Below are 22,364 nucleotides of genomic sequence, written 5' to 3' on the forward strand. Positions count from 1 at the left end.
AACGCTATCAGCCGGGCTTTGCTTTGGCGGCGCCCGGCGGGTGCTGGTGAGGCGCCGCAGCAGCCGAACGATGCCCGGCGCGGCAAGCAACGGGTACGGCAATGCGGATGCGGTAATGATTGCACGCTGCAGCGGTTTGACGGAACCCTTAAACTACGTAGTCCCGCGGCGCCTGGCGCCCGCATTACAAAAGGGTTTCGAGGCTCGCTGGATGGACGTCGATCAATACGAAAACTTTCCGGTCGCGAGCGTGTTGCTGCCCAAGGCGCTGCGCGCGCCCATCGGCATTATCTATCAGGTTGTCCGCACGGCGGGTGACATTGCCGACGAAGGCGACTGGAGCGCAACCGAGCGGCACGCCCGTCTCGCCGACTTCCGCGCCGGGCTCGACGCGGTAGCGGCGCGGCGCGCGGCGCCAGTGCATCCGCTTCTGTTCGGCAAGCTCGCCGGCGTGGTCGCCCAGTATAAACTGCCGCTCGCGCCGTTCTACGACCTGCTTCACGCGTGCGGCCAGGACATCGACACCAATCGTTATGCCGACCGCGCCGCATTGCTCGACTACTGCCGCCACTCGGCCAATCCGCTCGGGCATCTGATGCTGCATCTGATCGGCGCGGCCACGCCGGAGAATCTTGCCGACGCCGACGCGATCTGCACGGCGTCGCAGTTGATCAGCTTCTGGCTCGACGTCTCCGCCGACTGGAAAAAGGACCGCGTGTATTTGCCGCTCGCTGATATGCGGCGCTTCAACGTGACCGAGGCGCACATCGCCAACGGCGTCGCCGATGACGACTGGCGGGCGCTCATGGCGCACGAAGTGTCGTTCGTACGTGAGACGCTGGTGCGTGGCGCGCCGCTCGCGTTGCGAATTCCGGGGCGGCTGGGCATCGAGTTATGCGGCGCCATTCACGGCGGCCTGCGCTTTCTCGAACGCATCGAGAAAGCGGGCTACGATGTGTTCCACGAGCGGCCGGTGCTCAATACGTTTGACTGGTGCGTGGTCGCGGCCCGCACGGTGGTGATGTGGCTGTCGCGTCGCGTCGGCGTAGAAGCGCGTTCAATCGAGGGTAATGCTTAATGGCGGTGGTTCTGTTTCTTCTGTCGTGTCTCTCCTTGCTGATCTGGTGTGCGCTGCTGTTCGCGCGCGGCGGTTTCTGGCGCGCGCGTCCCGCCGCGCCGCTGACCATCGCGCCGCGCGCAACGTGGCCCGCCGTGGCCGCCGTGGTGCCGGCCCGCAATGAAGTCGATGTGATCGCCGAGGCGGTCACCACGTTGCTTCAGCAGGACTATGCAGGCGAATTCCACGTGATCGTCGTCGACGACCACAGCACCGACGGCACCGCCGACGCCGCTCGCGCGGCCGCCTTGCAGTTGCAATGCCCGGACCGTCTGACCGTATTGAGCGCGAAGCCGCTGCCGCCGGGCTGGTCCGGCAAGGTGTGGGCGCAATCGCAAGGTATCGAGGCCGCGCGCACACTTGGCTTGTCCGCGGATTTCCTTCTGCTGACCGACGCCGACATCGGCCATCCCGCCGACGCGGTCGCGCAACTCGTCGCGCGCTCGGAAGCAGAGCAGCGCGATCTCGTCTCGCTGATGGTGCGCTTGCGCTGCGATTCGTTCTGGGAAAAGGCGCTGATTCCCGCCTTCGTGTTTTTCTTCGCCAAGCTGTACCCGTTCTCGTGGGTCAACAACCCGCGCAATCGCACGGCGGCGGCCGCGGGCGGGTGCATGCTGGTGCGCCGTAGCGCGCTGGAAGAAGCGGGCGGCATCGAGTCGATCCGCGCCGAGTTGATCGACGACTGCAGCCTCGCCGCGCGCATCAAGCATCGCGGCACGGGGCGTCATCCGATCCGGCTTGATGTGGCGGCGCGCAGTGTGTCGCTGCGTCCGTACGACAGCTGGCGTGAGATCTGGAACATGATCGCGCGCACGGCCTTCACGCAATTGCGCTACTCGCCGCTGCTGCTGGCGGGCACGTTGGCCGGCATGACGATCATTTACCTGATGCCGCCGGTCGCCGCGCTGGCGCTCGGTCCGACGGGCTGGCCGGCATGGCTCGCGTGGGCTGCCATGTGCTGCGCTTATGCGCCGATGCTCAGCTATTACCGTCGCTCGCCGTTGTGGGCGCCGTTTTTGCCGCTGATCGCGTTGTTCTATGTCGGCGCGACGTTCGCGTCAGCGGTGCGCTACTGGCGCGGCAAGGGCGGACAGTGGAAGGCGCGGGTTCAGGCGCCGGTGCAGGAGCGCTGAAGCAAGCGGTAGTGAGAAGTCGCGGTGGAATGCAAAAGCGGCGCTCGGGCGCCGCTTTTTTACTTGGTGAGCATCATGTAAAGCTGGATCACCATGTCCGGCGAGAACGTGAACGGCACCCAGCCGTGTCCGGTGTGGCGCATGACCAGCAAACGGTCGCCATTCGACTGCTTCTGCACCGCCATGACCGGATTTTTCGTGGACACGAAGCGCCAGCCTGGCGGAATGCCCGGCGGCGGTTCCGGCGTCATCGAAGCGCGCGCGTTCGACAGTTCCTCGATTAATTGGCCGATCTGCTCCGCGCGCAGCGCGACGGTCTGGCCGCCGATCGTCATGGTGATCTCGTTCTGCGCGGGGCGATTGATTTCGAGCGTGGGCTGACGCTGCGGAGCCGGAGTTTCGCCTTCGACAACGGCCGCCTCGGTCTCAGCCGGGGTCTCAGCCGGTCGTGCGCGGGAATCGGACGCGACCTGATCCGCCGGCGCTTGCGGCGCAACGTTCTGTGCGGGTGTCTCGGGGATGTTTTCGGCCTGCGGGGCCACGACAGCCTGAATGAGCTGATCGACGCCCAGTTCCAGTGCGCCGAGCTGTTCGTGAAGATTCATGCGAGGTTTCTCTGGTAAGACCCACGATTTTAACTGCTGCGCGTCGGCTTTTACCTGTCGCTAACACAGTGACGTTGTAACAAAATGCTTGCAGTCGAGCCGCAACGCTGGCTACCGGCCGCTTATTCGCGCAAAGCTACGGCTTCAGATAGCCCGCTTGCCTGAACCAGTCGAGTGCATCGCTCAAGCCCTCGCGATAGGGCCGCGAGCGATAGCCGAGCTCGTGTTCCGCTTTTGCCGAAGTGAAATACATCTTGTTTTTCGACATTTTCAAGCCGTCGACGGTGACGAACGGTTCGCGTTTCGTGATCTTGGCGACGGCTTCGGCGCCCATGGCCAACGGATACAGCGGCCAGCGCGGCAGGCTCAGCGTCGGCGCCTTGCGGCCGGTTAGCGCCGCGATATCAGCGAGCATCTGTTGAAGCGGCAGATTTTCGCCGCCGAGAATATAGCGCTCGCCGATCTTGCCGCGTTCGAGCGCGAGGAAATGGCCGGCCGCGACGTCATCTACGTGCACGAGATTCAGGCCCGTATCGACGAACGCCGGAATCTTGCCGAGCGCCGCTTCCACGATGATGCGTCCTGTCGGTGTCGGCTTGACATCGCGCGGCCCGATCGGCGTGGACGGGTTGACGATCACTGCCGGCAGGCCGTCTTCGGCGATCATCCGCTCAACCGCGCGCTCGGCCAGCACTTTGCTGCGCTTGTACACGCCGATCGCCTGATCGGCTTTGAGCGGTGAGGTTTCGTCCGCAGACTGGCCAGAACTGGTCACTTTCAGCGTGGCCACACTGCTCGTGTAGACAATGCGCTCGACGCCTTCCTTCAGCGCCGCGCGCATGGTCGCCTCGGTGCCTTCGAGGTTCGAGCGCTCGATCTCGCTCGGGTCAGGCGCCCACAGCCGATAGTCGGCGGCCACGTGCAGCAGATAGCGCACACCGCGCAGCGCGTTGCGCATCGATGCTTCGTCGCGCATATCGCCGACCACGATTTCCGCGTCCAGCGACTCGACGTTCTGACGCGGGCTCGTGGCGCGCACCAGCACGCGCACCTTGAAACCCTTCTGTTGCGCGATGCGCGCCACCGACGAGCCGACAAAGCCGGAGGCGCCGGTCACGAGTACGAGATCGCGATTCTGTTCGGTCATTCTCTTTCCATTCCCCGCATGACAGTCGACGGATTGTACGTGGCGTTCGCGCCGCGTGTCGCGCCGGCGGTCCCGCGCGAACAGTCAGAAGCACGCTTTGCCGAGCAAGCTCGCCGCGACGCGACTAGAATGCCGGCTTGAAAGATTGCGCGTTGCATGGCACCGGAGTAAGCGCTAAAGCGCCAACTCCGGTCAACAGAAGAGAGAGGACGGCATGGCCCCAGATCTGGATCAGCGGATCGAAACGTATTACGTGCGCGTGCGCGGCACCGTGCAGGGCGTCGGCTTTCGCCACGCGACCGTGCGGCAGGCTCACGCGCTCGGTATCAAGGGATGGGTGGCGAATCTCGACGACGGTTCCGTCGAAGCGATGTTGCAGGGCTCGGCCAACCAGGTCGACCGCATGCTGTCGTGGCTGCGTCACGGGCCGCCGGCGGCGCGCGTGACCGAGGTAACCGGCGAAGAGCGCGCCACGGAAAAGCGCTACGAACGTTTCGAGCAGCACTGAGCGGCTGCACGTACAACGCAAAACTACGCAAAAACAGAAGGCGGCGCGCCATCATCCATCATGGGCGATGGCGCGCCGCCTTGCCGTGTTTGCGTGGCCGTGCTTCAGTCAGCGGCGTCGGCGACGTCAGTGGCCCAACGCACTCATCGCGCCACGAGCAGACTCTCCGCAAAGCCCCACTCGTCTTCGATCCATTGATGGCTGCACACGAAGCCGGCGTCGTCGGCAATCGCGGGCATCTCTTCCGCGCGATATTTGTGGCTGCTCTCGGTCCAGATCGTTTCGCCTGCCTTGAGCGACACCGTCAATTGCGCCGCGCCCACGCGCGCGGTGATATCGCGCTTGGCTCGCAAATGCATTTCGATACTGCGCGCGTCCGGATTGAAGCGCGCGACGTGCTCGAACGCCTCGAGCGGAAAGTCGCCGTCGAGTTCGCGATTGATGCGCGCCAGCAGGTTCAGATTGAACGACGCAGTGACGCCGATCGAGTCGTCGTAGGCGGCCACCAGTACAGGCGTCGGCTTGATCAGGTCCGTGCCGAGCAGCAATGCGTCGCCAGGAGCGAGCATGTTGCGGATGTCACGCAAGAAACGCGTTGCCGCGAGTCTTCCGAAGTTACCGATCGTACTGCCAAGAAACAGTACGAGTAACCGCTCGTCTGCCGCGCGCTGCTTGCTCACTTCAGCAAGGCCGGCCAGGTAATCGCGTTCATAACCGACGATCGAAATGCGCTCGATGTCGCCGAGTTCGCGCCTGCACAACTGCAGCGCGCTGCGCGAAATTTCAATCGGGCAATAAGAAGTGGGGCGCTTTTTACACAGCGCTTCCAGAATGCGCCGCGTTTTACGGCCGCTGCCGCTGCCGAGTTCGGCGACCGTCACGTCGTGTGGCAAGTGCGCGACGATGTCCGCGGCATGTCTGGTCAGCAGACGTTCTTCCGCGCGCGTTACGCCGTATTCCGGCAACACGGTGATCACTTCGAACAGCGCGGAGCCCACTTCGTCATACAGATACTTCGATGGCAGTTCTTTCTGCGGCGCATGGGTGAGGCCGGCGCGAACGTCGGCGGCAAAGGCGGAGCGTAGGTCGGGCGATGCGTCGTGCGATAGGGCTGGCTGGGTCATGCTGGCTCCAGTAGTCACATTCGATGAGCGGGATTGCTGCCGGGCGGCGGCACGCGCGATGAAACGCAGTTGAGGCGTGCCGTGGAGAAGAAGGGCGGGCTCGGTCCGTTGGACTGCGATCGCCGGCCCGGCTCATGGATGCTGCACATGCTGTCCCCAAGGGGACTTGCTGGGTGTCGCGAACGGTGATGCAAGCAGCGTCGCAGAACTAGATAGCAAGATTCGCGCTTGAGCCGCTTGGCGCGGGATGATATGTGGCGTTGGCCGCACATGAAGTTATGTTCTAGTCCATCGACGTGCGATGCGCACGGAATAATTTCAGCCGATTGATGACAGCGCGCGGACCCACGCGGGAGCCGCGAGCGGATAAGCCGTCTAGAATGCCGCTTCGTTCCTTTTATCGAAGCGAAAAACGCAGGGCTGGATACGCACTGCCCGCTTGTGAGATTCCACTTCCAATGACAACAACAAATGCCGTGCGCCTGAATGCTGCGCTGCAAACAACACTGCCCGCGCACGCGCCGGTATCGTTTTCGAAGCAGCTACCCAACAGATCGCTCGATGAACCAGTATGACCTAAGGCGCGGGATCGCGCTGTCGGTGTGCGCGACCACGACGTTTGCATTACTGTCCGCTTACGCAACCCTGTTGGCGCCGCTAAGCGGCCTCGACATTTTCGCGTGGCGCGTTATCTGGACTGTGCCGGGAGCATTGTTGCTGGTGGCTTTGAGAAAGCGCCTGCCCATTCTGCGGCGGCTTCTTTACCGCATGGTGACCGCGCCTAAACTCGGCATGGCGATGATCGTGAGCGCGGCGTTGCTTGGCGCGCAACTGTGGGTGTTTCTGTGGGCGCCTCTGCATGGCCGGATGCTCGAAGTCTCGCTCGGCTATTTCCTGATGCCGCTGACGATGGTACTCGTCGGGCGCTTTTATTATCACGAGCGTCTGGACGGTTTGCAGTGGCTGGCCGTTGCGTGTGCGGCGACGGGCGTCGGTCATGAATTGTGGGTGACGGGCGCATTTTCGTGGCCGACCTTGCTGGTCTCGCTCGGCTATCCGCCGTATTTCGTTTTGCGTCGCAAGATTAATCACGACTCGCTCGCGATGTTCACCGTGGAAATGGCGCTGCTGTTGCCGCCGGCCATCGCGCTGGTTTTCAACGGCGGCTCGCTGGCGATGATCGCCGGCCATCCTAGCCGGTGGTGGTTACTGTTGCCGGGTCTCGGTGCGCTGAGCACCATTGCGCTCGCGTCGTATCTCAAGGCGAGCCGGTTGTTGCCGGTCGCGTTGTTCGGCATTCTCGGCTACGTCGAGCCGGTGTTGCTGGTGCTGATCTCGATCACGTTGCTCGGTGAAACGCTGAGCGTCGCACAGTTGGCGACCTACGTTCCCATCTGGATCGCGGTCGCGCTGACGGCATTGCATAGCGTGCGCCTCGTTCGTCTCGCACCGAACTGAGTCGCATCGACCAGGCAGTCGCTGAAGCGCGCGGCGCGCTTTAGCGGTGCGCCGCCGTATGAGCCGCATTGATACGCGTCGGACCGACTTGCGCCTCGATCGCTGCGCGCAGCGCGGGCCGCCAGCCGAAGCCGAACAACGCTTCGGCCAGCACGAACAGCGGTCCGATCAGCAGACCGATCACATCATCCACAAAGGCCGGCTTGCGATGTTCGTAGGCCACGTGTCCGACGAACTGGAACACCCAGCCCACCAGAAAGAGCCCTACACCGATCACGAGCCACGCGAACGTCGATTGCGTGGCTGTCCACTGGCCGAACGCGACGCAGAGCGCGGACACGAAGGCCATCATCACGCCGAGCGGCACGTCGAGCACAAGGTAATACAGCGTGGCCGCGACGAATAACACCCACGCGGGAGATAGCGTCAGCGGCCAGGCGCCGATAGCGAAAGCAGGCCGGCTCAACAACACCGCCAGGGCCAGCACGATCATCGGAATGCCGATGAAGTGCGTGACGATATTGCGCCGGTCACGATGGTAGGCCGCGTATTGCGTCAGCTGCTGCGTCAGCGTTCTCATGGATGCCGCTCCTCTTTCAAAGTCAGCATAATCGCGGGCAGCGGAATTTGAAACCATCGGGTAGCCGACAATCGGGCATGAGTGCCGTTCTATGACTGCGAGTTTTCCATCGAATATGCTTGCCGCGCTGCTCGGGCGCAGCGCGTGGTTTCGTTCGGCGCCCCCCGCCATGCAGGCGCAATTGATCGAAGCTGGGCGTGTCGAACGGCTCGCTGCCGGTCAGCGTCTCTTCACGCGCGGCGATTTCGACGACGGCCTCTATTGCGTGCTCGATGGCCTTGTGAGAATCGGCGCGGCCAGTTCGGCGGGCAAGGAGGCTTTGCTTGCCGTCATCGAACCGGTGAACTGGTTCGGCGAGATCGCGCTGTTCGACAACCGGCCGCGGACTCACGACGCGTATGCCGAACGCGATTCCGAGCTGTTTCATGTGCCGCGCGCCGCACTCGCCGCGCTACTCGAACGCACGCCCGCTTATTGGCATTTGTTCGGTCTGCTGTTGACGCAAAAACTGCGTCTTGCTTTCGACGCGATTGAAGAAGCCGCGTTGCTGCCCGCCGCGCAGCGTGTGGCGCGTCGCTTGTTATTGATGGCAGGTGGCTACGGCGAGCCCGGCGCATCGCGGCGCGTGCTCAAAGTCCCGCAAGAAGATCTCGCGATGATGCTGGCGCTGTCCCGGCAAACCATCAACCAGGTGCTGAAGCAGTTCGAAACGCAAGGCGCGCTGAAGCTCGGATACGCGGAAATCGAAATTGCCGATATGCAGAAGCTGGCTGCGTTGGCCGAGTTGAATCCCGTTGCGGATTGATTGCGGCGCTTTTGCTATTTACCTTTCGCCTGCTCACGAGAGAACGCGAACGGCGGCATGGCGGCGAGATAGACCGCAGTCGCGCTGCGCCGCTTCAACGGTCCGATCGTCGCGGCGGGAAGTGTCGAAATCAGCGTGTGCAGGGTGAAGTCGAAGTCGTCGGGAGCGATGTCGAGTTGCACGCGGATTTCCTGGCGCACCGCCTGCGTGGCGACGACATAAACACCGAGAGGAGAATGAAGCAGAGCGCGAAGCTGGGTGCCGGGCAGTTCATACGGCCGATGCGGCAGCGTTATCTGCAAGCGGACGCGTGCAGCGGGGAAGGGAATGACGTTGTTGCGTTGAACGTGCGGCTCGTTGACCGGTTGGGTGGCGAGACTGTCGATGGATTGTGTGAGAGCCATGTGATGTGGCGTTCGTCGACGCCATGGTTGATCAAGACAGTTCGAGATTAGACGTCAGCGGGTAAACGCGGTGCAAAAATTCGGGTGTGCGTTAGAAAAATCATACAGGGTTGCCTGAAACGGGCACACTCACGCGATACGAACCACGCATAAAAAAGGCGAGTCATCTGACTCGCCCTCCCTGAACGGCACAGTTCGGCTTCGATTACCTACACATGCCTGGCCGGTGCGTGCCGAAACCGATCACGTGTTATTGCGTTTTTGTCGTGTCGGTCTTTGCGCCGTCGGCTTTTACCGGGGCATTGCTGGCCTCTTTCGCGCTCTCCGTTTTAGTCGTGGCGGCGCTCGTTTCAGCCGCGGCCTTCTTGGTGGTCTTGTGCGCTTTCGCCGTGTGATGGGCGGAAGTCTTCTTCACGTGCGCTTTGGTCGCGGCCTTGGCCGGCGCCTTCGTTGCTGCGGCGCCGTCGTCCGTGGCGCCCGTTTGTACGGCGGTGCTCGCCTTCAGGTTCGCCTGGCCGGCGGGTTGCGTTTGCGCGGGTTGCGCGGCGGACGGTGCGGCCGTTTGAGCGAAAGCGGTCGACACGAGCAGAGCGGAAGCGAGTGCGGCGAAAAGCGTCTTCATGGTTTAACTCCTGGTTTAACCGGTTGATTCTTGTGTCGCGGCTGAAATTTTTCAGCGCTGCCGGTTTAACGTTGACGGGAAGACAGGAGTTGACGTCGCTCTGGTGACAAAACGTAACCGCTGAAACATATTGGGGATCCCGAAGCAGTTTCGGTGGTTTGGCTTGTGCCGTGGCGGCAAATTGGGAACTGGCTTCTTCGCACGAAGGGTGCTATTTGTATTGTGATATAGGAGTTTCCACCAGCGGAATATCATCTGCCCTCCGCGTCAATTGGGCGGGCTGGCTATCGTTAAACTGGCCTGACGCGTCATCTAACTTGTGCGAAACACCAGATGAACCAGTCACTCAAACTCGCGCTGCGGCGCGCGCAGGAGCCGGCATTTCTGCACGGCTACTTCTCCGGCGTCGGCTTGGATATCGGCGCCGGGAGCGATCCTGTTTCCGACTACGCAAGTCTTTTTCCTCGCATTGAACAACTGTTCGCCTGGAACGTGAATGAGCGTGACGTTATCTATATGGACGACGCGCCGGCCGATGTACTTGATTTCGTTCATTCGGATTGCCTTGGACGCTTCGACAATCCCCGGCAAGTGCTCGTCAGGTGGCTCGAATTCATCAAGTCCGGCGGTTACCTGATTCTGACGTTGCCGGTCGATCCTCTCAGCGAGCAAGGAATATCGCCGACCCTGACGGACGTCGATCATGAACGCACCTTCACTCTGCATCGGCCTGACGTGGCGAGCGCGGGTTCCTTGAATGTGCTCGATCTGGTGAATGATGCTTCACCTGTTTCGTCATGCGAACGCATTTGCCTGCTGCGCGAGTTCGGCGAGAATCGGCAAGAGGGTTCGGCGGACAGACAGCATCAAGCGGCCGCGTACGCGATAGAAATCGTGCTGCGCAAGCGCGATGTGCCTCGGCTCTTCGACCTGGCCACTGCCATGCCGAATGCGGAAACCGATTCGGCGATGCTGGACCTTTGCCATAAAACGCTAAGACTGTATCCGTATCGACTCCAAACCTACTTCCACATCAACCTTGAACTGGTGCGTCGGGGTGTTCACGATCGACTAGAGGACCTGTGGGACGAAAGCGTCCGACGACTCCCGAACGAGCGCTTGCCTCGACTCTTCAATGCGCTGATGTTGATTGCTCTCGGCAAACTCACCGAGGGTTTTCGTCGACGTGAGGCGCTGTTCGACGGCGCGGACTGGCGAGGCCGGACCACCGTCGCGCCGCCGGCCTACGCAAACTGGCGCGGCGAGTCGCTCGAAGGCAAATCGATCGTTATCTGGAGCGAATTCGGTCTGGGCGACGAGATTTTCTTTTTCCGGTTTGCGCGGATTTTTCGCGAACGCCACGGGGCGGCGCGGGTGACAGTGGTATGTCAGGCCCCGCTCGTCGAATTGTTCAGGGCCTCAGGCGAGGCCGCGGCGATCTGCTCGGTCGAAGACGCGCCGCAACTGCCGTGTCATGACTATTGGGTCTATCCGCATGCAATCCCGGTGTGGGCGCCTCTCGACATCGATCATTTGCCGGACGTGGTGCCGTATCTGCGTGCGGGCGTCGAGCACACACCGATGGTCTTGCCGGGCAACGCGCACGCACTGAAAGTCGGCGTGATCTTCAAAGGCGCGCCGACGCACGAGAACGATGCCGCCAGATCGCTGCCGTCGCTGAGTTGTCTCGATCCACTCTTCGCGCTCGAAGACGTTGAGTTCTACATCATGCAGAAGGGACAAGGCGAAGACGAAGCCGCCGACTACGCCGCGCGCTTGCGCAACGTGCATGACCTCGGACCTCGTCTTCGTTCATTCGGCGATACGGCAAAACTGATGAACGCGCTGGACCTGATCATTAGCGTGGACACCTCAGCGGCCAATCTGGCGGGCGCGATGGGTAGGCCGTTGTGGCTGATGCTACCCATGCTGGGCGACTGGAGATGGCACCTCGAACGGGAAGACAGTCCGTGGTTTCCCTCTGCCCGCCTGTTTCGGGAAAAAGGCAGAGGGTGGTCCGAGGTCGTGGAGCGGATTCGTTTGGCTTTGATCGACCTGCGCAACACAAGATGAGGGCCGGCCGCTCCCACGAAAAAATGCATCACGCCGGTTGCCGGCGCTCCGCGTGATGACTAGTTGAACGGGTTCTGCACGACGCCCGGCTTCGCGTCCGGTTCGTCCTTGACCTTCGCGGGCAAATTGCTCTGCGCCTGCAAGCTGGCCACGATCGCATCCACCGCATCTTTCAGTGCCAACGCCGCCTTCAATCCACGCTGATCCTGCGTCAGTTCCAGCGTGCCGTTCAGCACGATGCGTGTCGTGCCGTTGCTCACCGTTAAGGCATCGCCCTGAATGTTGAGCACATCGTCGTCGTTCGAATAGGGTTTAAACACCTTTCAGTCCTCCCGGTCGCTGGTCTTTGAGGTTCTCCGGAATGCCCGGAAAACGGATGCCCGATGCTGCTTCGAGTTCGTGAATCGTCTTGATGTCGTAACGGTTCGTCGACACATTGTCCACCACCACGGCAAACGCCATCTTGCGCGACGGCACGTAGACCACCTTGAAGATCTGCGTCGGCACGAACACGCGCGTCGGTCCGATAGTCTGCAACTGTTGGCCGTTGAATATCGGGCCGGTGACCACATAGGTATCGTCGTACGACACCGCGATCTTGCGCACGGAGGTCTCGATGCGTGCCCACAAACGCTGGTTGTTCTCACGGTTTTGCGGCACGACGTTGGCCAGCGAGAACGATTGTGCCATCGCCTCCTGATTCCAGCGATTGCCCGCCGGGCTCATGTGCCCGCGGTCGAATCCGCTGCGCTTGTAGTCCGCGAGCGTGGCGCCTTCGCCGTCCGGCAGGCGCGCGTCTTCAAAGAACTTGTTGGTGCGCACCATGTCTTTGGCGGCCTCGATATGATCGCGCGTCAGATGTTCGGCGGACCACAGCGGACCGTGCGTGATGCCCGAATGCAAAACCGCGAAATCGCTATAACAAAGCATGCGCGTTTTCGGCGCCATCTTCTGATTGCTCAGAACCGGCCATTGCGAATTCGGTGTGAATTGAGTGCAGGAAGGCGCTGCGCTGGCGTGAGCGGCAACGGCGAACAACAGACAGGCAAACCACTTCTTCATGTGTCAGTCAGTCGAGGGATGGGGGCGCAAGTATAGCGTTGCGAGCCCATCTCGCGCGACGTGAAATGCACGGAAACACCGGAGGAGAAAACGGATTCGCGCGCTGAGCGCTGTCATGAAAACTATGCTGCCGCATGGCGCGCACGGAGACGTCCACATCTCGCCGCACCAAAAAAAACGGGCCGCCTTGCAGCGACCCTAATGCGTGGATTTCCAACTCTACTCACGCAAACTTAAGGCGACCTTAAATGCGCGTGCGACAAAATGGCAGGCCAAATGGCAGTCAAAAAATCGAACAGACGGCGCACGAACGCACGTACGGAATGACACATGCGCGAGCGGAAACACCCGCTCGCGCATGCGTCATTTCGACCGATAAAAAATAAGTGCAGAAACCTAATTGCCGAAGACGCTGTGTTCGGCGTGGACCTGTTGGCGATCCACTGCTTGCAGACGCCAGAAACCGCTGGTCGGCGCGCGCGTCGGCAGGGCGGTCCATGCCGCGGCGCCTTGCGCGGCGCTCACGCGCTGCTTGCGGTCCACGTGCAATCCGCGCAGCGTGCACAGCGGCGCATCCGTGCTGGGCGCACAGAGGGTTGTCACGCCGTTGTCGTCGCGTAGTTCGCCCCACGGGGGCAAATCGATCCCTTGATGTGCTTCTCTCGACCACCGGTGCTCGTCGGTGTCGAGCCATAACACAGCGTAGTCGTGGCTGACGGTGGGATCGGAACCGTTGATCAGGATGGTCAGTCGCATGGCGGGTTCCGTACAAATTGCGAAGTTGTGCTTTAACAGTCTATGCTGCAACCGGCGTTATGCAAGGCAAACCGTATGACGATCAGGCACGAAAAAACAGACGCACGCTGCGCACGGTTGTACGATAGGCGCGTCCTGTTACGTTCGCGGAGGCACGCCATGCTGCATCGATTTCTGCAATGCGCGGTGATGGCGGGATGCCTGAGCATGATGGCCGCCGTCAACGCCGCGGCGGACAGTGCGCCGTTCGCGGCGCCCGCGCCGGTCGTCTACGTCGCCGACTTCGATCTGGACGTCGCGAACGTGACGCCGGACAGCGGACCGGGCCAACGGGTGCGCCGCCTGCGCGGCTTGCTGCCGAGCGGACCGGGACCGATGGGCCAGGACAAGAATCCGCAGGAGCATGCCAAACATATCGTGGACGAAATGGCGGACGCACTAACGGACGATCTAAAAAAGGCGGGCGTCGATGCGCGCCGCAGTGCGCCGGGTCAGCCGCTGCCGACCGTTGGTTGGCAAGTGCGCGGCGTGTTTTTGAGGGTCGACGACGGCAATCGCCTCAGGCGCGCGATGGTCGGTTTCGGCGCGGGCCAGAACGACATCCAGGTGGCAGTGTCGTGCGACAGCCTCGGCGCGTCTAATTTGCCGCCGCTATATCAGGCCGTCGACGAAGCCGACAGCAAGGGCATGCCGGGCGCGGCCATCAAATTGAATCCGTACGTGATCGCCGCCAAGTTCGTGATGGCGAGCGGCGATGAGAAGAAGACGATCAAGAAGACGGCTCAGCAGATTGCCGATGCGGTGGTTGCAAAACTGCACGGCGCTGCGCAGTCAAAGCCGCAGCCGCAGTAGTTCGAGTTGAAATGCCTGCGGCCGCGCGCGCCGCGGGCGTTTCAACTTTCGAACGCTCATGCGCTCATGCCAGATCCAACGTGCCTGTCAAATCCCCCAACGGCGCGAGTCCGTTGCTCGCGAATGCCCGATCGCGCGCCACCACGCCATCGAGCGGCGCGAGGCCATGCACGCGGCTGATTAGCCGCAGAATCGAATTGGTGTCGTACACCGTGTGATCGACGTAACCCTTCTTCGCCAGCGGCGAAATCACCAGCGCGGGAATCCGCGAACCCGGACCCCAGCGATCGCCCTTCGGCGGCGACACAGGGTCCCACCAGCCGCCGTTCTCGTCGACGGTGACGACCACGACCGTGTTCGCCCACTGCGGCCCGCGTTGAATATGCTCGATCACCGTCGCGATGTGGCGGTCGCCCGATGCGACATCCGCGTAACCCGCGTGCATGTTCAGATCGCCTTGCGGCTTGTAGAAAGTGACCGTCGGTAAGCGTCCTGCATCGATATCGGCGATCAGATGATTGGTCGACGCGTCGTTGCCGAGACCGCCGTCGCGCAGATACTTGCGCCGCGCCGAAGTGCCCGGCGCGTAATTCGTGAAGTAGTTGAACGGCTGATGGTGATACTGGAAGTCAGGCACCGCGCCCGTATCCTGATGCTCCAACGCGTACTGCCACGCGCCGCTGTACCACGCCCAGTCCACACCCTTGCCGGTCAGCCGGTCGCCGATCGTCGCGTAATTCTGCGGTGGCAGCACGCGTGGATTCGACAGGTCCGCGAAGGCCGGATTGCCGCCTTCAGCGGGCCGCACGTTGCTCGGCTGATAGGGCGGCGCCATGGTGTTGACGGCGTAGCCGTCGGCGGTGAACGCGCCGTCGTTGACGAATTTCGGCGGACCGTCGAGCGCGGAGGCGGGCGAGTCTTCCGACTGCTTCAGCCGCGCCCCGGTCGGATCGTCGCCGTCCACCACGGACACCATTTTCTTCGCCGGGCTGTTCTGAATGTCGGGATAGAACGGCGCCTGCGCCGAGATCAGAAAGATGTGGTTCAGCCACGAGCCGCCGAAAGCCGCCATGAAGAAGTTGTCGCACAGCGTGTACTGCTGCGCGAGATTCCACAGCCGCAGCGTGTCGGCGGAATTCCGGTAATGGCCCATCACCAGGCCGCCGGAATCGCCCCATGCGGCGAACTGGTTGTTGCGGCCGGCGTTGATCTGCATCTGGTTCTGATAGAAGCGATGCACGAGGTCGCGCGTGATCACACCGGTCGGCAGCGGCGCCCCCTGCGCGTCGGCGATATGGAACGGGCGGTTGTGCAGGTTGACGATATCCTTCTGGCCGATCATGTAGCGCTTGCCGTCGACTTCCTGCGCTTGCGGCACGAGGCCGCCCCAGATGGCCGGCAAGCGCGGCAGCGGCGTCTTGCCGTCGCGGTCGAGTTGCAGATAACGCTCCGCGCTCACGGCATCGAGCGGATGTTGGACGCCGGGGAAATTGCCGTACAGGTTCGCGAAGCTGCGATTCTCCGCGTAGATCACGACGATGTGCTTCACCTGATCGTGAAGCGCGGCGTCGAGACGCAGGTCGGCGGCGCTGCGCGGCGCGCCGGTGCTCGACACGCTTTGGTCGGTTTTGCAGCCCGTCAGCGCCAGTCCGATACCGACTGCTGCCAGGCCGGTAAGAACTCGGCGGCGTTCCGGGTCGTCGGGGGCGTTGTTGGCGTTATCGGCGTTCGGCGGCAGGGTGGAGTCGTGATCGGTCATCAGTGGGTTCCGAAGTGGCTGTGACGGGCACTGGAGCGCCGCTCGGAGCGGCGTGCGCGCGGCACCGGTTGCGGATTCGAAGCAGCGAGAGATGCAGATTAAGGAAGCCGGCGCTTCACGCGCCAACTGTTATGTGTGGCGTCGACGGCAAGCAGAAGCCAATGCCGCGTGTCGACCGGATGACGCTTTTGCGTGGCATAGCGGTCGACCATCAATTCGAGTTCGTCGAGCGCTCGGCGATGGCAGGTCGCATTGGCGCCGGAACCATCCGCGAATTCGACGACGGCGGCCGCTCCTCGGGCCGGCTCGGGCAAGTGCGCGATGCGCACCGCGCAGCCCGGATAAAGGTGCGAGTCGGCAACCTGAATCTGAATGGAATCGGACATGAGCGTGGCCTCCGGACGCTTGAGCGGAGCGAAAGCGCGGCAGCGAGGTAACGCGCAATGGACCGCTTCAAAGCATAGCACCGCGTGAAATGGTGGCGGTGCAGCAATTGACATGGTTAACCACGACGCGGCATTCGGCGCTGGCCGGTGACGGTCGACGATCGCGCGGCTCGTGGCCACTGCGTCACGCGCAAGAAATAGCGAAGGCGGTGAGGGCGGCGCGCCACGCGCTATCATGTTGATCTGACCTTGATGAACAGCAGAAACGGCAGCCAAGATGGCAAAAGAAGAGCAGACAGGAGCGGGACGCAAGCACGCGAAGCCACGCGGCGCGACAGTGTCGATTTCGCAGGACGACGCGTTGCCGCCGGCCCAGGCAAATGACGCCGAGTCCCAGGATTCCACCGACGAAGAGAGCGCTAGCGGATCGACTTATCTCGTGCCGGGCCTCGAGCGCGGCCTGCGCATTCTGGCGGAATTCAGCGCGCGTGAGCCGGTGCTCGGCGCGCCCGAATTGTCGAAGCGCATCGGCATTCCGCGCACCACCACGTTCCGTTTATTGCAGACGCTCGAAGCGCTCGGCTTTCTCGAGCGCGTCAACGGCGACCGCTATTTCCGCTTGAGCGTCGCGGTGTTGAGGCTCGGCTTCGAATATCTCAGTTCGCTCGAATTGACCGATGTCGGCACGCCGATACTCGAACGCCTGCGTGATGCCACGGGCCTGAGCACGCATCTGTTGATCCGCGATCAGCGCGACGTGGTGTTCGTCGCCAAGGCGCAAACCCATGCGCCGATGTTCAGCTCGGTGAAGGTGCATGTCGGTACGCGTTTGCCCGCGCATGCAACGGTGCACGGTCAGGTGTTGATGGGCGATCTGAGCTTCGAGGAATTGCGGCAGCTGTATCCGGAGCCGCAGCTCGAACGTTTCACCGAACGCACGCCGGCCACCGTCGAAGAACTGTACGAAAGAGTGCGCGAAAGCGCGGCGCTCGGTTATGCGCTGAGCGAGGCGTCGTTCGAGCGCGGCATTTCGGTGGTGAGCGCGCCGGTGCGCGACCAGAGCGGCAAGATCGCGGCGGCGTTGACCGTGACGATTCCACGTTCGGATATCGGGGAAGCCGAAGAGCGCGAGCCGCTCATCATCGCGGTTTGCCAGGCGGCGCTTGAACTGTCCGAGCGACTCAGCTACCGGCCACGTCCGGACGATCCGACTGCGGTCCAGGCGCGCCGCAAGTCGGTGGCGGCGGGCTGATTCCGCTTCTTTTTCGGCATTCACTTCAGCGCTAGTCCGGCTGCGTTCGCCGCCGGACTAGCCGCTTCGGATCACAGTCTCATCAGCGCATCAGAACGAGTGATGGATGCCGGTCAGAATGATCGTCTGATTCCGTCCACTCGACACACCTGCTGTGAAGAACGCCGCATCCGTGTTCGAACCGGCGCGTTCATAGAGCGCATTCACGTACAACTGCGTCGACTTCGACAGCGCGTAGATATCGCCGATTTCGAACTGCGTCCAGCGGTGCCCCGCCAGCGTCGTCGTCGCGGCGCCGCCGGCCACGGTGTTAAACGGCGTGAACTGGTAATTCGCGCCGACGTCGTAGCTCTGATAGGTGTTCGAGTGAGAACCCGACTCGAGCTTCACGCGCGTGTACAAACCGTGCACCAGCAGCTTGCCGAACTGATACGAGGCGCCCGCGCCCATGTTCTCGACCTTGTCCGCGGTATAGGTGGCGGCGGCCACACCCTGGAAGTTCGTGATGCCCGTCGTGACGATCGACGGCGTGCGGTCGTGCTCGTTCGCGTACGTCGCACCGGCCTTGAACGGACCGTTCGCATAGCTAAGCGCAAAGCTCAGTGTCTTGCCGGTCGAGAAGTTGGTCGTGTTGCCCAGACCCATCATCGCGCCGACCTGAAAGCCGCTGAAACTCGCCGAGCGGAATTTCACCGAGTTGTCGAACGGCACCACGCCCGTGTCGGCGAGTTCGTCGATATTGCCCGGGTGGAATGCATACCAACTCGCCGCCAGATAAGCCGTGCTCAGCGGACCCAACACGTCGAAGCTGAACGGAGTCTGATGACCGAGGGTCAGCGTTCCTATCGAGTCTGAACTCAGACCGACAAACGCCTGGCGATTGAACAGCACGCCGGCTTTCGCGAATGCGCCGGTGTTCGTATAAAAGCCGTTTTCCAACTGGAAAATCGTCTTCAGGCCGCCGCCCAAATCTTCCACGCCCTTCAGGCCCCAGCGGTCAGGCTGCATGTTGCCCTGTTCTTCCATCCACTTCGAATGGCCGCCTACATTGCTGATATACGCGACACCGGCATCCAGGCTGCCGTATAGCGTCACACTGCTCTGCGCCCATGCGCCTGTCGTTGCGCAGATTGCCGTCAAGCCGGCCGCAATGATGTGCTTCACCGTTGGTTCTCCTGATCACGCGACGGGTAGCTCTCGCCAGATTCGTCGACCCTGATCCTTGCTTTGGGTTGAATGCAGCTCTGGGGTTTATGCGCCAAAACTGCTACGCTTTATGTTCCACCTATGGGCGTTTGTATCGCCTATGGAAAAGTATAGTGAGTCTGGGAGCAGTCAAAATAATATTTTGGACCCCGTATAAACCCGCATAAGGGCTGTCGGATTCGTCTGGAAATATGGCTAAAAACCTTGCCTGATAAGGCTTTGCGGGGACCAAAACTACTCGCGCCCGTTCGCGAGACCTTGTCTTGCAAGCGCCACACTCGGTGTTTTCCCCTACCAGTCCAGATTTTTATTTTCTCCGGCCAAAGCCGCTCCTATAATTATCCATACACGAACTGATGTTCCTTGTATGGAACATAAAGCTTCAGGAGAAGGCGAGAAATGACTGAACAATGGCGCTGCGCCGGCCATGCCGGCGACCTGTCCGATGACGCGCCGCTCGAGTTCAAGCTCGACGGCACCGAGATCGGCATCTACAAGGTGGGCGATGCGCTGTACGCGCTGGAAAACGTCTGCCCCCATGCATACGCGTTGCTGACGCAGGGCTTTGTCGACGGCGACACCGTCGAGTGCCCGTTGCACGAAGCCGTGTTCCATATCCCGACCGGCAAATGCCTGAAAGAGCCCGGTGGCCGCGACCTGAAGGTGTACTCGGTGCGCCTCGCCGGTGAAGAAATCCAGATCAAGGTGGAATGACATGCGTGAGCAAATCGTGAACTTCAATCCGTTCCTGAAGCCGTGGCTCGCGCCGCAGCCGAACAACGTCGCCGGCAAGGGCGTGATCGAAAAGCCGGGCGAGAGTGAGAACTTCATCTGGCAAACGCGCAAGGCGGAGCCGACGCAGTACGAAAACGACTTCGGCGACGCGCTCGAAAAAGTCTTTGAAGCGGGCGCGGTGGAGTTGCAGGAAGTGGTCGACGGTCTGAACCGCGTCGGCTTTCGCACCCCGGAAGGCAGCACGTGGAACGCCGAGCGCCTCGCCGCCGAATTCCGCCTGCTCGCCGAATAGGCGCGCTTTCCCGAACACGTTCATCGCATTCGTATCTGGAGTCTCTTCATGACGTCCCCCAATACAAATCAAGGCACGGCCGATCCGATCCAGTCCTATCTGGACAAGGGCCTGCGTAACTACTGGTATCCCGTTGCACCGAGCTGGCAAGTCGGCGACGCGCCGGTCGGCATCACGCGTCTCGGCGATCAGATCGTGCTGTGGCGCGACAAGGAAGGCCAGGTCCGCGCGCTCGAAGACCGCTGCCCGCACCGCGGCGCGCGTCTGTCGCTCGGCTGGAATCTCGGTGGCAGCGTCGCGTGCTGGTATCACGGCATTGAAATCGACGGCAGCGGTGAAGTCACCAAGGTGCCTGCCGTGTCGAACTGTCCGCTGGAAGGCCAGAAGTGCGTGAAGTCGTATCCGGTCGAAGAGCATGCCGGCGCGATCTTCCTGTGGTTCGGCGACGAAGCGCATAAAGAACCCACGCCGCTCGTGCTGCCGGAAGAACTGGTCGGCGAGGAATACGCGAGCTTCCTGTGCATGTCGCACTGGAAGTGCAATTACCAGTACGCGATCGACAACGTGATGGACCCGATGCACGGCGCCTATCTGCATGCGACGTCGCACTCGATGGCCGAAGGCGACAAGCAGGCCGACATGCGCGTGCGCAAGACCGAAACCGGACTGATGTTCGAAAAGGTCGGCCAGCGCGACGTGAATTTCGACTGGGTGGAACTCGGCGAAACCGGCGCGCTGTGGATGCGTCTCGCGATTCCGTACAGGAAGAAGTTCGGCCCGGGCGGCAACTTCGGGATCATCGGTTTTGCAACGCCGGTCGACGGCGACAACTGCCAGGTCTACTTCTGGCGCACTCGCAAAGTGTCGGGCTGGCAACGCGACGCATGGCGCTTCCTGTATCGCAATCGTCTGGAAGGTCTGCATTGGGCCGTGCTGGAGCAAGACCGCTATGTGCTGGAAAGCATGGCGCCGAACGCACGCGCTCATGAATTCCTGTATCAGCACGACGTCGGCATGACGCGTGTGCGCCGCATGTTGCGTCAGCGCGCGCAGCAGGACTTTGCCGCACTGGAAGCGCATCGCGCTGAAGCTGCGAAAGCCGGCGCCGCGCAATCGGCCGAAGCAGGCCACAGCCATGCATAACGACGCGTCCGCAGCGCTCAACGGCCGGCGCGTCCTCGTGACGGGCGGCGCGCGTGGTCTTGGCGCGGCATTCGTCCGCTCGCTGGTGCAAGCCGGTGCGCAAGTCGTGTTCGGCGACGTGCTGCACGAAGAAGGCCGCGCGCTCGCGGCATCGCTCGCCGAGCAAGGACACTCAGTCACCTACGTGCCGCTCGATCTCGCCGACCCGGCCAGCATCAAGCAATTCGCGGAGCAAGGCGCGGCGCAACTCGGCGGTCTCGACGCATTGATCAACAACGCGGCCATCACCAACTCCGGCGGCAAGTTCGCCGACGAGTTGTCCGTCGATACGTGGGACGCCGTGATGAACGTCAACGTGCGCGGCACCTGGCTGATGAGCACCGCCGCGCTGCCTTATCTGCGCGACTCGGGCCGCGGCAGCATCGTCAACATTGCTTCGGACACGGCGATGTGGGGCGCGCCGAAGCTGCTCGCTTATGTCGCCAGCAAAGGCGCGGTGATTTCGATGACCCGCTCGCTGGCGCGCGAATTCGGCGTGCATCAGGTGACGGTGAACGCGATCGCGCCGGGGTTGACCGAAGTCGAGGCGACCGCTTACGTGCCCGCCGAGCGTCACGAGTATTACCTGCAAGGCCGCGCGCTTACGCGCGCACAAGTGCCCGACGACGTCACCGGGCCCGTACTGTTCCTGTTATCCAATGCCGCTCGCTTCGTGACCGGCCAACTGCTGCCGGTCAACGGCGGCTTCGTGATGAATTGATCTTGTCGAATCGAAAGGAGAAAGAGATGGCGGACGCCGATATCGAACGCAAATCGTGGGACCAACCCGCGGACGCGAGCTTTGCCCAATGGCTGGACACTCGCGTCGCGCGCCTGGAAACGCGTCGCTACGACTGGGACGCGCTGAAGTTCCAGGCCGACTACGACCCGAAGTATCGCCGCGCGCAAATGCGCTATGTCGGCACGGGCGGCACGGGCGTCGCGAAAGACATGAACACGGTGCCCGCCGGCGGCTTCACGTTTTCGACGATGGTGATTCCGGCGGGCAACATCGGCCCGAGCCATATTCATATGGATGTCGAAGAAATTTTCTTCGTGCTGCGCGGCAAGATGAAAGTGGTCTGCGAGAAAGACGGCGAAACGTGGGAAGCGGTGCTTGGCGAACGCGATCTGATCTCGGTGCCGCCGGGCGTGTATCGCACGGAAATCAACGTCGGCGAAGAAGACGCGTTGATGTGCGTGATGCTCGGTTCGCCGAAGCCCATTACGCCGACGTATCCGCCGGATTCGCCGCTGGCCAAGCTCAAGCGCTAAGCCTTCAAACGCTTCCGCCGTTTTAAAACAC

Annotated in this window: 25 protein-coding genes; 13 read left to right on the plus strand and 12 right to left on the minus strand. The window is 62.0% G+C overall.

What is annotated here, in order from left to right; genetic code table 11:
• Positions 1-211: 211 nt before the first annotated feature.
• Both hpnC and ACFSNN_RS08880 read left to right on the plus strand, forming a co-directional pair.
• Positions 212-1,078 carry a squalene synthase HpnC gene (gene hpnC / locus ACFSNN_RS08875; RefSeq protein WP_134461234.1) on the plus strand — a complete coding sequence of 289 codons (867 nt, stop codon included), beginning with the start codon at positions 212-214 and terminating at the stop codon, positions 1,076-1,078.
• A complete protein-coding gene (locus ACFSNN_RS08880) occupies positions 1,078-2,250 on the plus strand; it encodes a glycosyltransferase (protein ID WP_134461231.1) in 1,173 nt (390 codons plus the stop codon). The genes hpnC and ACFSNN_RS08880 overlap by 1 nt, the downstream gene beginning before the upstream one ends.
• A gap of 59 nt (positions 2,251-2,309) precedes the next feature.
• On the opposite strand, the gene ACFSNN_RS08885 is transcribed toward ACFSNN_RS08880, so the two are convergent.
• Positions 2,310-2,855, minus strand: a complete 546-nt coding sequence (locus tag ACFSNN_RS08885; protein ID WP_134461228.1) for a hypothetical protein — start codon at positions 2,853-2,855, stop codon at positions 2,310-2,312.
• Between the two features lie 136 nt (positions 2,856-2,991).
• Complete coding sequence (hpnA, locus tag ACFSNN_RS08890; protein ID WP_134461225.1) at positions 2,992-4,002, minus strand: hopanoid-associated sugar epimerase; 1,011 nt, start codon at positions 4,000-4,002, stop codon at positions 2,992-2,994.
• Positions 4,003-4,216: 214 nt separating this feature from the next.
• On the opposite strand from hpnA, the gene ACFSNN_RS08895 reads away from it, so the two are divergent.
• The gene (locus ACFSNN_RS08895; protein ID WP_063500556.1) at positions 4,217-4,510 is read left to right on the plus strand and encodes an acylphosphatase; all 294 of its coding nucleotides are present in this window, start codon (positions 4,217-4,219) and stop codon (positions 4,508-4,510) included.
• A 143-nt stretch (positions 4,511-4,653) separates the two neighbouring features.
• Here ACFSNN_RS08895 and egtD read toward each other — a convergent pair whose 3' ends face one another.
• The gene (egtD, locus tag ACFSNN_RS08900) at positions 4,654-5,634 is read right to left on the minus strand and encodes an L-histidine N(alpha)-methyltransferase (RefSeq protein ID WP_134461222.1); all 981 of its coding nucleotides are present in this window, start codon (positions 5,632-5,634) and stop codon (positions 4,654-4,656) included.
• Positions 5,635-6,195: 561 nt separating this feature from the next.
• Here egtD and rarD point away from each other — a divergent pair.
• Positions 6,196-7,092, plus strand: coding sequence for an EamA family transporter RarD (gene rarD / locus ACFSNN_RS08905; RefSeq protein WP_134461219.1), 897 nt, complete (start codon positions 6,196-6,198; stop codon positions 7,090-7,092).
• 40 nt (positions 7,093-7,132) lie between these two features.
• On the opposite strand, the gene ACFSNN_RS08910 is transcribed toward rarD, so the two are convergent.
• Entirely contained in the window at positions 7,133-7,672 is a 540-nt protein-coding gene (locus ACFSNN_RS08910; RefSeq protein ID WP_134461216.1) for an Mpo1 family 2-hydroxy fatty acid dioxygenase, read from the minus strand.
• A gap of 91 nt (positions 7,673-7,763) precedes the next feature.
• On the opposite strand from ACFSNN_RS08910, the gene ACFSNN_RS08915 reads away from it, so the two are divergent.
• On the plus strand, positions 7,764-8,477 hold the full coding sequence (locus ACFSNN_RS08915) for a Crp/Fnr family transcriptional regulator (RefSeq protein ID WP_134461213.1): 714 nt from the start codon (positions 7,764-7,766) through the stop codon (positions 8,475-8,477).
• 14 nt (positions 8,478-8,491) lie between these two features.
• On the opposite strand, the gene ACFSNN_RS08920 is transcribed toward ACFSNN_RS08915, so the two are convergent.
• Together ACFSNN_RS08920 and ACFSNN_RS08925 are read right to left on the minus strand one after the other, a co-directional pair.
• Positions 8,492-8,881: a hypothetical protein gene (locus tag ACFSNN_RS08920; RefSeq protein WP_134461210.1), complete on the minus strand. Its 390-nt coding sequence runs from the start codon at positions 8,879-8,881 to the stop codon at positions 8,492-8,494.
• Positions 8,882-9,131: 250 nt separating this feature from the next.
• Positions 9,132-9,503 carry a hypothetical protein gene (locus ACFSNN_RS08925; RefSeq protein ID WP_012428831.1) on the minus strand — a complete coding sequence of 124 codons (372 nt, stop codon included), beginning with the start codon at positions 9,501-9,503 and terminating at the stop codon, positions 9,132-9,134.
• Positions 9,504-9,836: 333 nt separating this feature from the next.
• On the opposite strand from ACFSNN_RS08925, the gene ACFSNN_RS08930 reads away from it, so the two are divergent.
• A complete protein-coding gene (locus ACFSNN_RS08930) occupies positions 9,837-11,576 on the plus strand; it encodes a methyltransferase type 11 (RefSeq protein WP_134461207.1) in 1,740 nt (579 codons plus the stop codon).
• A gap of 59 nt (positions 11,577-11,635) precedes the next feature.
• On the opposite strand, the gene ACFSNN_RS08935 is transcribed toward ACFSNN_RS08930, so the two are convergent.
• The 3 genes from ACFSNN_RS08935 to ACFSNN_RS08945 all read right to left on the minus strand — a co-directional run bounded on the left by ACFSNN_RS08935 (position 11,636) and on the right by ACFSNN_RS08945 (position 13,394).
• Positions 11,636-11,896 (minus strand): hypothetical protein, encoded by a 261-nt coding sequence (locus tag ACFSNN_RS08935; RefSeq protein WP_091805439.1) that lies wholly within the window; start codon positions 11,894-11,896, stop codon positions 11,636-11,638.
• Positions 11,889-12,638, minus strand: coding sequence for a DNA/RNA non-specific endonuclease (locus ACFSNN_RS08940; protein WP_134461204.1), 750 nt, complete (start codon positions 12,636-12,638; stop codon positions 11,889-11,891). The genes ACFSNN_RS08935 and ACFSNN_RS08940 overlap by 8 nt, the downstream gene beginning before the upstream one ends.
• Positions 12,639-13,034: 396 nt before the next feature.
• Positions 13,035-13,394, minus strand: a complete 360-nt coding sequence (locus ACFSNN_RS08945) for a DUF3564 domain-containing protein (protein ID WP_134461201.1) — start codon at positions 13,392-13,394, stop codon at positions 13,035-13,037.
• A gap of 159 nt (positions 13,395-13,553) precedes the next feature.
• Here ACFSNN_RS08945 and ACFSNN_RS08950 point away from each other — a divergent pair, with 159 nt between their 5' ends.
• Positions 13,554-14,246 (plus strand): DUF4410 domain-containing protein, encoded by a 693-nt coding sequence (locus tag ACFSNN_RS08950; RefSeq protein ID WP_134461198.1) that lies wholly within the window; start codon positions 13,554-13,556, stop codon positions 14,244-14,246.
• 64 nt (positions 14,247-14,310) lie between these two features.
• Here the strand turns inward: ACFSNN_RS08950 and ACFSNN_RS08955 are convergent, their stop codons facing one another.
• Both ACFSNN_RS08955 and ACFSNN_RS08960 read right to left on the minus strand, forming a co-directional pair.
• Entirely contained in the window at positions 14,311-16,005 is a 1,695-nt protein-coding gene (locus ACFSNN_RS08955) for an acid phosphatase (protein ID WP_134461195.1), read from the minus strand.
• 98 nt (positions 16,006-16,103) lie between these two features.
• Positions 16,104-16,391, minus strand: coding sequence for a hypothetical protein (locus tag ACFSNN_RS08960; RefSeq protein ID WP_132379269.1), 288 nt, complete (start codon positions 16,389-16,391; stop codon positions 16,104-16,106).
• A 277-nt stretch (positions 16,392-16,668) separates the two neighbouring features.
• On the opposite strand from ACFSNN_RS08960, the gene ACFSNN_RS08965 reads away from it, so the two are divergent.
• Positions 16,669-17,643, plus strand: coding sequence for an IclR family transcriptional regulator (locus ACFSNN_RS08965; protein ID WP_134461192.1), 975 nt, complete (start codon positions 16,669-16,671; stop codon positions 17,641-17,643).
• A 90-nt stretch (positions 17,644-17,733) separates the two neighbouring features.
• Here the strand turns inward: ACFSNN_RS08965 and ACFSNN_RS08970 are convergent, their stop codons facing one another.
• A complete protein-coding gene (locus ACFSNN_RS08970) occupies positions 17,734-18,807 on the minus strand; it encodes a porin (RefSeq protein WP_134461189.1) in 1,074 nt (357 codons plus the stop codon).
• A 441-nt stretch (positions 18,808-19,248) separates the two neighbouring features.
• On the opposite strand from ACFSNN_RS08970, the gene ACFSNN_RS08975 reads away from it, so the two are divergent.
• From ACFSNN_RS08975 to ACFSNN_RS08995, 5 genes are read left to right on the plus strand one after another with little or no spacing between them, the layout of a single operon-like run.
• A complete protein-coding gene (locus tag ACFSNN_RS08975; protein WP_012428841.1) occupies positions 19,249-19,563 on the plus strand; it encodes a non-heme iron oxygenase ferredoxin subunit in 315 nt (104 codons plus the stop codon).
• A 1-nt stretch (position 19,564) separates the two neighbouring features.
• Positions 19,565-19,876, plus strand: a complete 312-nt coding sequence (locus ACFSNN_RS08980) for a recombinase-like helix-turn-helix domain-containing protein (protein WP_134461186.1) — start codon at positions 19,565-19,567, stop codon at positions 19,874-19,876.
• A gap of 48 nt (positions 19,877-19,924) precedes the next feature.
• Complete coding sequence (locus ACFSNN_RS08985) at positions 19,925-21,019, plus strand: aromatic ring-hydroxylating dioxygenase subunit alpha (RefSeq protein WP_134461184.1); 1,095 nt, start codon at positions 19,925-19,927, stop codon at positions 21,017-21,019.
• On the plus strand, positions 21,012-21,779 hold the full coding sequence (locus ACFSNN_RS08990; RefSeq protein WP_134461181.1) for an SDR family oxidoreductase: 768 nt from the start codon (positions 21,012-21,014) through the stop codon (positions 21,777-21,779). Before ACFSNN_RS08985 ends, ACFSNN_RS08990 begins: the two co-directional genes overlap by 8 nt.
• Before the next feature lie 26 nt (positions 21,780-21,805).
• Positions 21,806-22,333 carry a cupin domain-containing protein gene (locus tag ACFSNN_RS08995; RefSeq protein WP_134461178.1) on the plus strand — a complete coding sequence of 176 codons (528 nt, stop codon included), beginning with the start codon at positions 21,806-21,808 and terminating at the stop codon, positions 22,331-22,333.
• The last annotated feature ends 31 nt before the right edge of the window (positions 22,334-22,364 follow it).

This window comes from Paraburkholderia dipogonis (genome assembly GCF_042680985.1).
In the GTDB taxonomy this organism is placed as follows: domain Bacteria; phylum Pseudomonadota; class Gammaproteobacteria; order Burkholderiales; family Burkholderiaceae; genus Paraburkholderia; species Paraburkholderia phytofirmans.